14 protein-coding genes are annotated in these 12,682 nt (G+C 71.7%); 9 read left to right on the forward strand and 5 right to left on the reverse strand.

What is annotated here, in order from left to right; genetic code table 11:
- Positions 1-470 precede the first annotated feature (470 nt).
- Entirely contained in the window at positions 471-2,297 is a 1,827-nt protein-coding gene (dnaA, locus tag ACI1MP_RS19220) for a chromosomal replication initiator protein DnaA (RefSeq protein WP_404869106.1), read from the reverse strand.
- A 427-nt stretch (positions 2,298-2,724) separates the two neighbouring features.
- Here dnaA and rpmH point away from each other — a divergent pair, with 427 nt between their 5' ends.
- The 9 genes from rpmH to ACI1MP_RS19265 all read left to right on the forward strand — a co-directional run bounded on the left by rpmH (position 2,725) and on the right by ACI1MP_RS19265 (position 9,282).
- On the forward strand, positions 2,725-2,862 hold the full coding sequence (gene rpmH / locus ACI1MP_RS19225) for a 50S ribosomal protein L34 (RefSeq protein WP_043915359.1): 138 nt from the start codon (positions 2,725-2,727) through the stop codon (positions 2,860-2,862).
- Between the two features lie 19 nt (positions 2,863-2,881).
- Positions 2,882-3,310: a ribonuclease P protein component gene (gene rnpA / locus ACI1MP_RS19230; protein ID WP_380333722.1), complete on the forward strand. Its 429-nt coding sequence runs from the start codon at positions 2,882-2,884 to the stop codon at positions 3,308-3,310.
- Positions 3,307-3,627 (forward strand): membrane protein insertion efficiency factor YidD, encoded by a 321-nt coding sequence (gene yidD / locus ACI1MP_RS19235; protein ID WP_380333721.1) that lies wholly within the window; start codon positions 3,307-3,309, stop codon positions 3,625-3,627. The genes rnpA and yidD overlap by 4 nt, the downstream gene beginning before the upstream one ends.
- Positions 3,624-4,778: a membrane protein insertase YidC gene (yidC, locus tag ACI1MP_RS19240; RefSeq protein WP_380333720.1), complete on the forward strand. Its 1,155-nt coding sequence runs from the start codon at positions 3,624-3,626 to the stop codon at positions 4,776-4,778. Before yidD ends, yidC begins: the two co-directional genes overlap by 4 nt.
- Before the next feature lie 56 nt (positions 4,779-4,834).
- The gene (locus ACI1MP_RS19245) at positions 4,835-5,356 is read left to right on the forward strand and encodes a R3H domain-containing nucleic acid-binding protein (protein WP_043915354.1); all 522 of its coding nucleotides are present in this window, start codon (positions 4,835-4,837) and stop codon (positions 5,354-5,356) included.
- Positions 5,357-5,496: 140 nt separating this feature from the next.
- Positions 5,497-6,276 carry a 16S rRNA (guanine(527)-N(7))-methyltransferase RsmG gene (rsmG, locus tag ACI1MP_RS19250; protein ID WP_380333719.1) on the forward strand — a complete coding sequence of 260 codons (780 nt, stop codon included), beginning with the start codon at positions 5,497-5,499 and terminating at the stop codon, positions 6,274-6,276.
- A gap of 255 nt (positions 6,277-6,531) precedes the next feature.
- The gene (locus tag ACI1MP_RS19255; protein ID WP_308431037.1) at positions 6,532-7,494 is read left to right on the forward strand and encodes a ParA family protein; all 963 of its coding nucleotides are present in this window, start codon (positions 6,532-6,534) and stop codon (positions 7,492-7,494) included.
- A complete protein-coding gene (locus ACI1MP_RS19260) occupies positions 7,491-8,543 on the forward strand; it encodes a ParB/RepB/Spo0J family partition protein (RefSeq protein ID WP_380333718.1) in 1,053 nt (350 codons plus the stop codon). Before ACI1MP_RS19255 ends, ACI1MP_RS19260 begins: the two co-directional genes overlap by 4 nt.
- 121 nt (positions 8,544-8,664) lie before the next feature.
- Entirely contained in the window at positions 8,665-9,282 is a 618-nt protein-coding gene (locus tag ACI1MP_RS19265) for a GNAT family N-acetyltransferase (RefSeq protein ID WP_100589614.1), read from the forward strand.
- Between the two features lie 156 nt (positions 9,283-9,438).
- Here the strand turns inward: ACI1MP_RS19265 and trxA are convergent, their stop codons facing one another.
- The 4 genes from trxA to sigM form a co-directional block, all read right to left on the reverse strand.
- A complete protein-coding gene (gene trxA / locus ACI1MP_RS19270) occupies positions 9,439-9,765 on the reverse strand; it encodes a thioredoxin (protein WP_043915349.1) in 327 nt (108 codons plus the stop codon).
- A 129-nt stretch (positions 9,766-9,894) separates the two neighbouring features.
- Entirely contained in the window at positions 9,895-10,860 is a 966-nt protein-coding gene (trxB, locus tag ACI1MP_RS19275; protein WP_043915347.1) for a thioredoxin-disulfide reductase, read from the reverse strand.
- Positions 10,861-11,012: 152 nt separating this feature from the next.
- Entirely contained in the window at positions 11,013-11,876 is an 864-nt protein-coding gene (locus ACI1MP_RS19280; RefSeq protein WP_404869107.1) for a hypothetical protein, read from the reverse strand.
- Positions 11,873-12,679 (reverse strand): RNA polymerase sigma factor SigM, encoded by an 807-nt coding sequence (gene sigM / locus ACI1MP_RS19285; protein ID WP_404869108.1) that lies wholly within the window; start codon positions 12,677-12,679, stop codon positions 11,873-11,875. The genes ACI1MP_RS19280 and sigM overlap by 4 nt, the downstream gene beginning before the upstream one ends.
- Positions 12,680-12,682: the final 3 nt, after the last annotated feature.

Below are 12,682 nucleotides of genomic sequence, written 5' to 3' on the forward strand. Positions count from 1 at the left end.
AACTGTGGACGCAGCTGTGGAAAACCTGGGGATAACTCCCCTTCCGCTGTGGACAGCCCGTGGATAACTCCTAGGCCGTCCTGACGGGCCCTCAGTTCTCCACAGGCTGTGGATAACTGTTGTGCACAAGTCCACAGGGGTCTGACCTGCGCCGAAGAGCGTAGCGGTGATCCGCCTGTGGAGGAACCTCTGGATAACTCGGGCCTGTGGGGCCTGTGGACGGGGAAAACCCACCCGTTCCTGTGGAAAACTCAAGTACGCACCCGAACCGTTCGAATAGCTGCGCAGATGTTCGGGTGGACGACGGCCCGGCCGCCCGGGCCGGTCGAACGATTCCTGCCCCGCCGAGGCCCGCTCCACACCCGCCGGCCGCCCGAATTCCCCCGACCGACCCAGTGCGGGCACGCCGAAGGGGAGCCCGGCGGCCTCGCCCGGACTCCCCTTCGGGTACCTCAACTGCCGCCCTGCGGCTAGCTCTTGATGCGGTTGGTCAGCTCGGTGACCTGGTTGTAGATGGACCGGCGCTCGGCCATCAGCGAGCGGATCTTCCGGTCCGCGTGCATCACCGTGGTGTGGTCCCGGCCGCCGAACTGCGCGCCGATCTTCGGCAGCGACAGGTCGGTCAGCTCCCGGCACAGGTACATGGCGATCTGCCGGGCCGTCACCAACACCCGGCTGCGCGAGGACCCGCAGAGGTCCTCCACGCCCAGCCCGAAGTACGCGGCGGTCTGCTGCATGATCACCTGTGCGGTGATCTCCGGCCCGGCGTCCTCGTCCCCGCCCGGGATCAGGTCCTTCAGGACGATCCCGGCCAGTTCCAGGTCCACCGGCGCCCGGTTCAGGTTGGCGAACGCGGTGACCCGGATCAGCGCGCCCTCCAACTCCCGGATGTTGCGGGTGATTCGGGACGCGATGAACTCCAACACGTCGGCGGGAGCGTTGAGTTGCTCCTGGATCGCCTTCTTGCGCAGGATCGCGATCCGGGTCTCCAGCTCCGGCGGGGTGACGTCGGTGATCAGGCCCCACTCGAACCGGTTGCGCAGCCGGTCCTCCAGCGTGATCAGCTGCTTGGGCGGCCGGTCCGAGGAGAGCACGATCTGCTTGTTGGCGTTGTGCAGGGTGTTGAAGGTGTGGAAGAACTCCTCCTGCGTCGACTCCTTGCTGGCCAGGAACTGGATGTCGTCGACCAGCAGGATGTCGATGTCCCGGTAGCGCTTGCGGAACGCGTCCGCCTTGCCGTCCCGGATCGAGTTGATGAACTCGTTGGTGAACTCCTCCGAGCTCACGTACCGCACCCGGGTGCCCGGGAACAGGCTGCGCGAGTAGTGCCCGATGGCGTGCAGCAGGTGGGTCTTGCCGAGCCCGGACTCGCCGTAGATGAACAGCGGGTTGTACGCCTTGGCCGGGGCCTCGGCGACCGCCACCGCCGCGGCGTGCGCGAAGCGGTTGCTGGCGCCGATCACGAAGGTGTCGAACAGGTACTTGGGGTTCAGCCGGGCGTTCGGCTCGTCCTTGCGGGCGCCGCCGGCCGGGGGAGCACCGGGCGGGGCCGGGACGCCGGGAGCGGGCCTGCGCTCCACCGGGGCCGGACGGTCCGCCGGGCGGGTGGCGCCCCGGCGGGAGCCGCCGTGCCGCGGCCGGTCCTCGTCCGGGGAGCCCAGCGCGCCGCCGAACAGGTCGCCCTGCGCCGAGTCCGGGCCGGGACGGCTGGTCCGCCGCGGGGCCGGCTCGGGGCGCCGCTCGGGCGCCGCCTGCGGCTCCCAGCTGCCGCCGCTCGCGTCGGGCTGCTCCCGGTACGGGTCCTGCGGCGGCGCCCCGTAGGGCTCGACCGGCGGGTAGCCGGGCGGGTACGCCGGGCGCTGGTAGTCCTCGGCGGGGCGGCCCGGCCAGGCGCCCGGCTGGTGGGCGGGGCCGGGCTGGTACGTCGGCTCGGCCGGGTAGCCCTGCTCGCTGCGGGGGTGCGGCCACTCCGGGGCGTCGTCGGCCTCCGGCTCGGGCTCGGCCTCCGGCCCGAGGCCGGCGGGCGGGGCGGCGTTGGCGTCCACCATCACGGCGATCCGCACCTGGCGGCCGAACTCGTGCGAGATGGCCTCGGTCAGCTGCGGCAGCAGCCGGCCCTCCAGCACCTGCTTGGCGAACTCGTTGGGGGCCGCGAGCAGGGCGGTGTCGTGCATCATCCACATCGGCTGGGTGCGTCGGACCCAGTTCTTGTCCTTCTCCACGACATCGCTGTCGCTGACCAGTCGCTCGACGACCCTCGACCACATCAGGACGAGATCGCTGTTGACATCAGCCACTGGTACACGCTTTCTCGTTCCCCGGGCAGGGGCAGTCAGTCAAGGTCGGGAGGGGTTTGGGTGGGCGCGGCGCGAAGGCGGCCGCGAGCACAGAACAAAAGAGACAAGTCCTGCAACGGTAGTCAGCGCGCAGAGCTGATTCAAGTCGTTGTCCACAGGCTGTGGGCAACGGGCCGACACCCACCTGGTTTGACCCTCGGACCCGCCGCCGCGTACCGTAACCAGGTCGAGTTGTCGATGGCCGCTGCCGCATGTCCGCGGGTCCGCCCGCTTCCATGACGCGCGCAGCACGGGCGCCGTGGTGGTCCCGGTCCAGCAGATCTGGGCCCCGGGACGGGATTTCCCAGTGCAAGGGGAGATCGCGCGGACGCACGGTGACGGCCAAGCGACCCCCCGTCATCCTACGATTCACCCCAGGAGCCCCCGAGTGAGCAAGCGCACCTTCCAGCCGAACAACCGTCGTCGCGCCAAGACCCACGGCTTCCGGCTGCGCATGCGTACCCGTGCCGGCCGCGCCATCCTGGCGTCGCGCCGTGCCAAGGGCCGCAGCGCCCTGTCCGCCTGATCCGCGCCAAGGGTCTGCAGTGCTGCCCACCGAGAATCGGCTGCGGCGGCGCCAGGACTTCGCGACCGCGGTGAAACGCGGTCGCCGCGCCGGTCGACCCCTGCTGGTGGTCCACCTCCACAGAGAGGCGGTACCCGACGAGGGCTCCGACCGGAACAGCGACTCCCGCCCGCACGTCGCCGAGGGGCTTCCTTCGGCGCGTGCGGGTTTCGTCGTCAGCAAGGCCGTGGGGCCCGCCGTGGTCCGCAATGCGGTCAAGCGTCGGCTGCGTCATCTGGTCCGCGAGCGTCTGTCCCGGTTGCCCGCAGGTAGCCTGATAGTGGTACGGGCGCTGCCTGCTGCGGCGACAGCCTCGTACGCAGAACTCGGGCACGACCTGGACGCGGCATTGCGCCGCCTGCTCAGGTCGGAACCGGCCGGCAGTGCCCCGACGGGAACAGGGCGATGAAGTACCTGCTGATGGGCCTGATCAGGCTCTACCAGTGGACCATCAGTCCGCTGCTCGGCCCGGTGTGCCGTTACTACCCCTCGTGCTCCCGCTACGGGTACGAGGCGGTGCGCGTCCATGGGGCGATCAAGGGAGGCGGGCTCACCGTCTGGCGCATCCTGCGCTGCAATCCCTGGTCTCCCGGTGGGGTCGACCATGTTCCGCCGCGAAAGCATCCGGTGTGGCATCGCCGGCTGCGCAATCTGCTGACCCCCACGAGCGGGACCGCCGAGCCGGAGCCGGTGGCCAGCCCGATGTCCAAGGAGTCTGACCGGTGACCTTCGGCTTTCTGAGTCCCCTCTATTACGCGGTGTCCTGGATCATCGTCCAGTTCCACTCGCTGTTCAGCCACGTCTTCGACCCGGACGGTGGCTGGGCCTGGGGCCTGTCCATCGTGATGATGGTGGTCGTCATCCGGATCTGCCTGATCCCGCTCTTCGTGAAGCAGATCAAGGCGACCCGGGCCATGCAGGCGATCCAGCCGAAGATGAAGGCCATCCAGGAGCGCTACAAGAACGACAAGCAGCGCCAGTCCGAAGAGATGATGAAGCTGTACAAGGAGGCGGGTACCAACCCGTTCTCCTCGTGCCTTCCGATCATCGTGCAGGCGCCGTTCTTCACCGCCCTCTACGGCGTGCTGGCCTCGGTGGCCAACGACAAGCCGATCGGCGTCATCGACCAGAGCCTGCTGGAGAGCGCCAAGCAGGCGCACATCTTCGGCGCCCCGCTGTCGGCGAAGTTCGTCGGCGCGGACAGCGTGCAGGTGCAGATCGTCGTCGCGATCATGATCGTGCTGATGTCGCTGTCGCAGTTCATCACCCAGCGCCAGCTGATGACCAAGAACATGGACCTGACGGTCAAGACGCCGTTCATGCAGCAGCAGAAGATGCTGATGTACGTCTTCCCGATCATGTTCGCCGTGATGGGCATCAACTTCCCGGTCGGTGTGCTGGTCTACTGGCTCACCACCAACGTCTGGTCGATGGGCCAGCAGCTGATCGTCATCCGGAACAACCCGACGCCGGGCAGCCACGCCTGGAACGAGCGTCAGGCCCGGTTGAAGAAGCAGGGCCGGATCAACCCGGACGGCTCGATCAAGAAGGTCGGCGTGCTGGCCTCGCTGACCGGCTCCAAGACCGGCTCCAAGAACAGTGCCGAGGCCCAGGCCCAGGCGGCGGCCGAGGACAGCGTGCAGGTGCGCCGACAGCAGCCGCGCAAGCAGACCAAGGCCCAGCGGCAGGCCACGGCGGCCCACCAGGCGCACGCCGCGGAGGAGCAGGGCCCGGCGGCGGACGAGACGGACGCCGAGACGGCCGGGGCCGGGAAGTCCGGCCCGAAGGCGGGCGGGGCGAAGCCGGGGGACCGGCAGGGTCAGCGCCAGCAGCCGCCGCGGCGCGGCGGCCAGGGCCAGCGGCCGAAGAAGAAGTAGTCCCGACCCTCGTTCTCGGCCCCACCCGAGGGCCTCATTCCTGAAGGAGTCCACCTGTGACGGATGGCACCACCTCCGCCGTCGACACCGCGCCGGCCGGCGAGGGCGTCCTCGCGCGTCTGGAACGCGAGGGTGACATCGCCGCCGACTACCTGGAGGGTCTGCTGGACATCGCGGACCTGGACGGCGACATCGACATGGACGTCGAGGGGGACCGGGCGCTGGTCTCCATCGTCGGCGAGGGCGACGACCGGACGCTGCAGCGGCTGGTGGGCCAGGACGGCGAGGTGCTGGAGGCGCTCCAGGAGCTGACCCGGCTGGCCGTGCACCGGGAGACCGGTGAGCGCAGCCGACTGATGCTGGACGTCGCGGGCTTCCGGGCGCGCAAGCGGGCCGAGCTCGCGGAGCTGGGCGCGGACGCGGCCGAGCGGGTCAAGAGCAGCGGCGAGCAGGTCAAGCTGCGGCCGATGACCCCGTTCGAGCGCAAGGTGGTGCACGACGCGGTGGCCGCCGCGGGGCTGCGCAGCGAATCGGAGGGCGAGGAGCCCCAGCGCTGTGTGGTGGTACTGCCGGCCTGATGCCGGTGGTGCCGTCGGAACGGCGTCCGACCCCGCCCGCCTCTCGCGGGCGGGGTCGTTGCCTTTGCGGTGGACTGATGTTTCACGTGGAACAGTGCTGGGACGGGTGGGTGGATTCGACGGTGAGCGGAGAGGCAGAGATGGACAGGGACGGCACGGCGTCCGAGGCGTCGCCGGAGGGGCTGACCGAGGCACCGGAGGCAGCGGGACGGGTCTTCGGCGATCGGCTGCCGATGGCCGTGCGCTACACCGAGTTGCTGGCGACCGCCGGAGTGCAGCGTGGCCTGATCGGTCCGCGCGAGGTGCCCCGGCTGTGGGACCGGCACGTGCTGAACTGCGCGGTGCTGGCCGAGTTGCTGCCCGCCGAGGTCTCGCTGTGCGACGTCGGCTCGGGCGCCGGGCTGCCCGGCATCCCGGTGGCGCTGGCCCGGCCGGACGTCTCGGTGACGCTGCTGGAGCCGCTGCTGCGGCGCACTACCTTCCTGGAGGAGGTGGTCCGTGAGCTCGGGCTGGACAACGTCACCGTGCTGCGCGGCCGGGCCGAGGAGATGATCGGCAAGCTGGCCGTGGACGTGGTGACCGCCCGCGCGGTGGCGCCGCTGGACCGGCTGGCCGGTTGGGGCATGCCGCTGCTGCGGCCCTACGGGCAGATGCTGGCGCTGAAGGGCGACACCGCGGAGCAGGAGCTGACCGAATCGCGGGCGGCGCTGACCCGGCTGGGCGCGGTGAAGTGGTCGGTGATCGGCGTCGGCGAGGGCGTGCTGGAGACCCAGACCCGGGTGGTCCGGGTGGAGGCCGGCGAGAGCCCCGGTGGCGTCAAGGCGGCCACCCGGCGGGCCAAGGCGGCCCGGGCCGGTCGCGGCGGCAAGGGCGCCGAGGGCGCGGGCCGGCGCGGTGGCGCCGGCCGCGGGCGGCGCTGAGTTCACGGCGGTGACGGGCGGGGCGGGTGGCGATCGGGCCACCCGCCCCGTTCGCTTGTCGGCACCCGGAGTGTCGGGCCGTCGGATTCCGACATTCCGGGCATCGTGTTCCACGTGAAACGTCGCTTCCTGCTGACCGGCGTACTTGATCAGGAGCTGAACCGGACCCGCGAACGGGACCCGGCAGTGACTGTCGCGGCTCCGGTTTCACGTGAAACACTGACCCCCATGCAGGAGTCGGAGATCGTCGATCAGGTGGATGAAACCCCCGTCGCACGTGCCGCGCACGCCGCCGTCCCGGTCACCGGGTTCGCCGGGGAGGGGCTTCCCCGACCCGCCGTCACCCGGGTCATGGTGGTGGCCAACCAGAAGGGCGGGGTGGGCAAGACCACCACCACCGTCAACCTGGCCGCCTCGCTCGCCATGCACGGCCTGCGGGTGCTGGTCATCGACCTCGACCCGCAGGGCAACGCCTCGACCGCCCTGGGCATCGACCACCACGCCGAGGTCCCGTCGATCTACGACGTGCTGGTGGAGGGCAAGCCGCTGGCCGACGTGGTGCAGCCGGTGGTGGACGTCGAGGGGCTGTTCTGCTGCCCGGCGACCATCGACCTGGCCGGCGCGGAGATCGAGCTGGTCTCGCTGGTGGCCCGGGAGAGCCGGCTGCAGCGGGCCATCGCCGCCTACGAGCAGCCGCTGGACTACGTGCTGATCGACTGTCCGCCCTCGCTCGGGCTGCTGACCGTCAACGCCCTGGTGGCCGGTCAGGAGGTGCTGATCCCGATCCAGTGCGAGTACTACGCGCTGGAGGGCCTGGGCCAGCTGCTGCGCAACGTGGAGCTGGTGCGGGCGCACCTGAACCCGGCGCTGCACGTCTCGACCATCCTGCTGACCATGTACGACGCCCGGACCAGGCTGGCCGCGCAGGTCGCCGAGGAGGTGCGGACGCACTTCGAGAACGAGGTGCTGGCCACCGCCATCCCGCGATCGGTGCGCATCTCCGAGGCTCCGAGCTACGGGCAGACCGTGCTCACCTACGACCCCGGTTCCAGCGGCGCGCTCTCCTACCTGGAGGCGGGCCGCGAGCTGGCGCTGCGGGCGGTCGTCAAGGCCGGGGACGGGCGGCACCGGGCACGCGCGGCGGTCGTTCCGCCGCGCAGCGGCGCGGAGCCGTCCGCGCCGACGGCACAGCACAGTTCGATGGAGGGCAACCGGTGAGTGGCACGCGCAGGGGTCTGGGCAGGGGTCTGGGGGCGCTGATCCCGGCGACCCAGCCGGCGGCCGGGGGAGCGGCCGCACCGGCCGACCCGCCGGCGCCGGTGGTTCCCACCGATCGCGGCACGGTGGCCGCCAAGGCCGCCGCGGAGAGTCTGCGGGAGCTGGCCGGCGACAAGCGCCGCAGCGTCCTGGAAGCGGCGCTGACGCCGGTCGACGGCGCCCGGTTCGCCGAGCTGCCGCTGGACTCGATCAGCCCCAACCCGCGCCAGCCGCGCGAGGTGTTCGACGAGGAGAAGCTCGCCGAACTGGTCGCCTCCATCAAGCAGGTCGGCCTGCTGCAGCCCGTGGTGGTCCGTCAGACCGGCCCGGAACGCTACGAGCTGATCATGGGTGAGCGTCGCTGGCGGGCCTCCCGGGAGGCCGGCCTGGAGGTGATCCCGGCGATCGTCCGGGCCACCGAGGACGACAAGCTGCTGCTGGACGCGCTGCTGGAGAACCTGCACCGGGCCGAGCTGAACGCGCTGGAGGAGGCCTCGGCGTACGACCAGTTGCTGAGCGAATTCGCCTGCACGCACCAGCAGCTGGCGGACCGGATCGGCAAGTCCAGGGAGTACGTGTCCAACACGCTGCGGCTGATGAAGCTGCCGGTCTCGGTGCAACTGAAGGTCGCGGCCGGGACGGTCACCGCCGGGCACGCGAAGGCGATCCTGATGGTGCCGGATGCGGCGGGTCAGGAGAAGCTGACCGAGCGGGTGACGGCCGAGCTGCTGACGGTGCGGGCCACCGAGGAGATCGCCCGGCTGATGGCCGGTGAGACCCCGAAGGAGAAGAAGGCCGCCTCGCGGGCGGGCCGGTCGACCTCGCCGGTCTTCACCGAGCTGTCCGACCGGCTCTCGGACCGCTTCGAGACCCGGGTCAAGGTCGAGGCCTCGCAGCGCGACGGCCGGATCGGCAAGGGCAAGGTGGTGCTGGAGTTCGCTTCGGCCGAGGACCTGAACCGGATCCTGGACAGCCTGGCGCCGGGCGAGCAGGGGCTGCGGCTGTCCTGACGTCGGTGACCCCGGACGGCGAACAACGGGTGCATGTTTCACGTGAAACGTGCACCCGTTTCGTTGGGCGGCGCAGACTGGACTCCTGGGCCGGTTTCCGTGTGGAGGAGGAGGTGCGGGCGTGGGGCGAAGGGTCGTTCCGCTGACGCTGGACAACCTCTCGGAGCTGCCGAACACCTGCCGCTCCTGCGTGTTCTGGGAGCTCGACCCGGTCAGCGGACGGGCCGCGCAGGACGCCGGCAAGGGGGAGTTGGAGAAGGAGGGCTGGATCTCGGCGGTACTGCTGGACTGGGGGTCCTGCGGCAGAGTCGCCTACGTGGACGACCGCCCGGCCGGGTTCGTGCTCTACGCCCCGCCCGCGTACGTGCCGCGCGGACAGTCGTTCCCGACCAGCCCGATCTCCCCGGACGCGGTGCAGTTGATGGTCTCCCGGGTGCTGCCGGAGTTTCAGGGGCAGGGCCTGGGACGGGTGTTGGTGCAGGCGGTGGCCAAGGACCTGATCCGGCGCGGCTTCCGGGCGATCGAGGCGTTCGGGGCGCAGGGCGGTGAGATCCCCAGCTGCGTGCTGCCCGCCGACCATCTGCTGGCGGTCGGCTTCAAGACCGTCAGGCCGCACCACCGGTATCCGCGGCTGCGGCTGGAGGCGCGCTCCACGCTGTCCTGGAAGGGCGACATGGAGGGTGCGTTGGAGCGGCTGCTCGGCGGCCGGCGCAAGGAACCGGCGCTGCGGCCGTTCTGAGAGCGGCGTTCTCCGCTCCGGCGGGGTCGGTCCGGATCGGACTGCCCGGCTCTCGTCGCGTCCTGACGAAGCCTCACCGGGGCCACGGAAACACCGAGGCGGCCCGCACCGGGAACTCCCCGTGCGGGCCGCCTCGGCGACGGCGTCCGGAACGGACTACAGGTACTCGGCCAGCTCGCGGAGCAGCGCGGCCTTCGGGCGGGCGCCGGTGATGGTCTTCACCAGCTCGCCGCCCTTGTAGACGTTCAGCGTCGGGATGGAGATCACGTTGTACGTCGCGGCGGTCTCCTGGTTGGCGTCGACGTCGAGCTTGACGACGGACAGCTTGTCGCCGTGCTCGGCCGCGATGTCCTCCAGGACCGGGGCGACCTGGCGGCACGGGCCGCACCAGGTGGCCCAGAAGTCGACCAGGACGGGCTTTTCGCTCTTGAGAACCTCGGCGTCGAAGGTCGCGTCGGTTACTTCCTTGGTGGCGCCGGCCACGGGAACTCCTTGGGGTCGGAGGAGAGGTGCGAGAGGGATAACAACGGCGGGGGCGGTTCTGTTTCGGTGCGGAAACGGTCGCCGCCCCCGGCCGGTGGGCTGCTCGGCCCTGGTGGGTCTGCCGGTGGCTCAGACCGCGACAGCGGCGGTCTCGGCCTCGGAGTCCGTCAGCGCGGCGAGGTAGTGCTCGGTGTCCAGCGCCGCGGAGCAGCCGGTGCCGGCGGCGGTGATCGCCTGGCGGTAGGTGTGGTCGACCACGTCGCCCGCGGCGAAGACACCCGGGATGTTGGTGCGGGTGGAGGGGGACTCCACCTTCAGGTAGCCCTCGGCGTCCAGGTCCAACTGGCCCTTGAACAGGTCGGTGCGCGGGTCGTGGCCGATCGCGATGAACAGGCCGGTGACGGGCAGCTCGCGTAGGTCGCCGGTGTTGGTGTCGCGCAGGGTCAGGCCGGTCAGCTTCGGGTCGCCGTGGATCTCCTCGACCGCGCTGTCCCAGGCGAAGGTGATCTTCGGGTTGGCGAAGGCGCGCTCCTGCATCGCCTTGGAGGCGCGCAGGGTGTTCCGGCGGTGGACGATCGTGACGCTGCGGGCGAACCGGGAGAGGAAGGTCGCCTCCTCGATCGCGGTGTCGCCGCCGCCGACCACCGCGATGTCCTGGTCGCGGAAGAAGAAGCCGTCGCAGGTCGCGCACCAGGAGACGCCGCGGCCGGAGAGCTTGTCCTCGTTCGGCAGGTTGAGCTTGCGGTGCTGCGAGCCGGTGGTGACGATCACGGCCCGGGCGCGGTGCACGGTGCCCTCGGAGTCGGTGACGGTCTTGATGTCACCCGTGAGGTCGACGGCGACGACGTCGTCCGGCACCAGCTCGGCGCCGAAGCGCTCGGCCTGGGCCCGCATGTTGTCCATCAGCTCGGGGCCCATGATGCCGTCGCGGAAGCCGGGGAAGTTCTCCACCTCGGTGGTGTTCATCAGCGCGCCGCCGGCCGTGACCGCGCCCTCGAACACCAACGGCTTGAGGGAGGCACGCGCGGTGTACAACGCAGCGGTGTACCCGGACGGGCCGGAACCGATGATGATCACGTTACGGACGTCGCTCACTGCATCTCCTGGTTCGCATGGCGTCCCGCTTGCGCGGGGGAGGGCGGTTGCTCCGCCGCCCCGGACAACGACTAACCAGTCTCCCGCATTCCCAGGCCCGAGCACACCAGGCACCCGCGCTTCGGACGTGGACGACTCAAAACGGTGAGGAATCAGGGGGCCGGAACGGTGCTGTGCAGCAGGATCGACGAGCCGGGGCAGTCCGGAGTGGCCAGGTAGACGTCCAAAGGGCCGCTGCCACCGGGCGGGCGGAACACCAGGGCCAGCACCGGTCGGCCCTGGTAGCGGCCCGTTCCAGTGGTCAGCGGCGGGTCGTCCGGGTGCCCGGCCGCGGCCAGCGCGCAGGCCGGTGCGCCGCCGCCCGGGTCGGCCGGGGCGAGCTGGTCGGCGGGCTTGGCGGACAGCAGTTGACGGATCTGCGTCGGGAGCTGTTCGGCGGTGAATTCCGGGCCCTGGCTGCCGGCGACGGCGTTGGGCCGGGGACGGGAGGCGTCGACGGCCGTCGGCTCGGAGGCGGCCTTGCCGCTGTCCCCGTGGGCGGCCGAGGCGGTGGAGCGGGCCGTGTCCCGGTCGATCAGCAGCCCGCCCAGGGTGGCCACGGCGGCCACGGCGGCGGTGGCGAGCAGCAGGCCCAGGGCGCGACGGCGACGGCGCGCGGGGCGTCCCGGCCCGGTGGCGGCGCGGGCGGGCCCGCCGGGGCGGGGCGGGGCGGACGGGCCGGACGAGGCGGCGAGAGGGCGCTCCGGGCGCTCCTCGGCGCGGGTCTCGGCGCGGGCGGCGGACTCGGCGGCCAGCGCCGCCGTCAGCCGGTCGGCGACGTCCTGCGGGATCGGTGCGGCGGGGAGGTCCGCCAGCAGCTCCGGGAGGCCGCTGAGCGCGGCGTAGTCCTCGGCGCAGGACGGGCAGGCGGCCAGGTGGTGGTGGAGGGGTTCGGCCTGTTCGGCCGGCAGCAGGTCCTCGGCCAGATCGGCCAGCGCGTCCAGGTCGGGGTGCTCGGAAGGCGGGTGCGGCGTCATCGCGGGGTCGCATCTCCTTCCAGCGTGGTGGCGGGATTCGTGGGTGGGACGGGGGAGGGCCGGTTCGGGTTCCCGGTCCGGGCCGCGGACGGGGTTCCACGTGGAACACCGGCGACGGGTGCCCGCGGGCCGGGGGTGGTTCCACGTGGAACACGCGGCGGATCGGCCTCCCGCGGAGCGGGGCCCGGGTCGGTTCCACGTGGAACACGGGCGGCGTCGGTTCCACGTGGAACATCGTCCGGGCGGAGGTGGCGCAGCAGGGGCAGCAGCCGGGCCCGGCCGCGGGCGCAGCGGCTCTTGACGGTGCCGACCGGGACGCCGAGCACCTCGGCGGCCTCGGCGACCGGGTAGCCCTGCATGTCGACCAGCACCAGGGCGGCCCGCTGATCGGCGGGCAGCGCGGCCAGGGCGTCCGCCACCTCGCGCCGGGTCTCGGCGCGCACCGCGTGGTTCTCCGCGCCCTCGCTGGTGCCGAGCGCGGCGTCCGGCGGGCCGCCGGGGTGCTGGTCGAGCGACTCGGCCCGGCGGACGGCGCCGCGGCGGGCGCGGTCCAGGCAGGCGTTGACCACGATCCGGTGCAGCCAGGTGGTGACCGCCGAGCGGCCCTGGAAGCCGGCCGCGGCACGGAACGCGGAGACCAGGGCGTCCTGGAGCGCGTCCGCGGCATCCTCGCGGTCGCCGAGGGTGCGCACCGCGACCGCCCACAGGCGGTCGCGGTGGCGGTGCACCAGCAGCCCGAAGGCGTCCGGGTCGCCCGCCGTGTGCCGGGCGAGCAGTTCGGCGTCGGTGGGCTCCTCGGCCATCCG

It is taken from the genome of Kitasatospora griseola (assembly GCF_044999035.1).
Taxonomy (GTDB): domain Bacteria; phylum Actinomycetota; class Actinomycetes; order Streptomycetales; family Streptomycetaceae; genus Kitasatospora; species Kitasatospora griseola.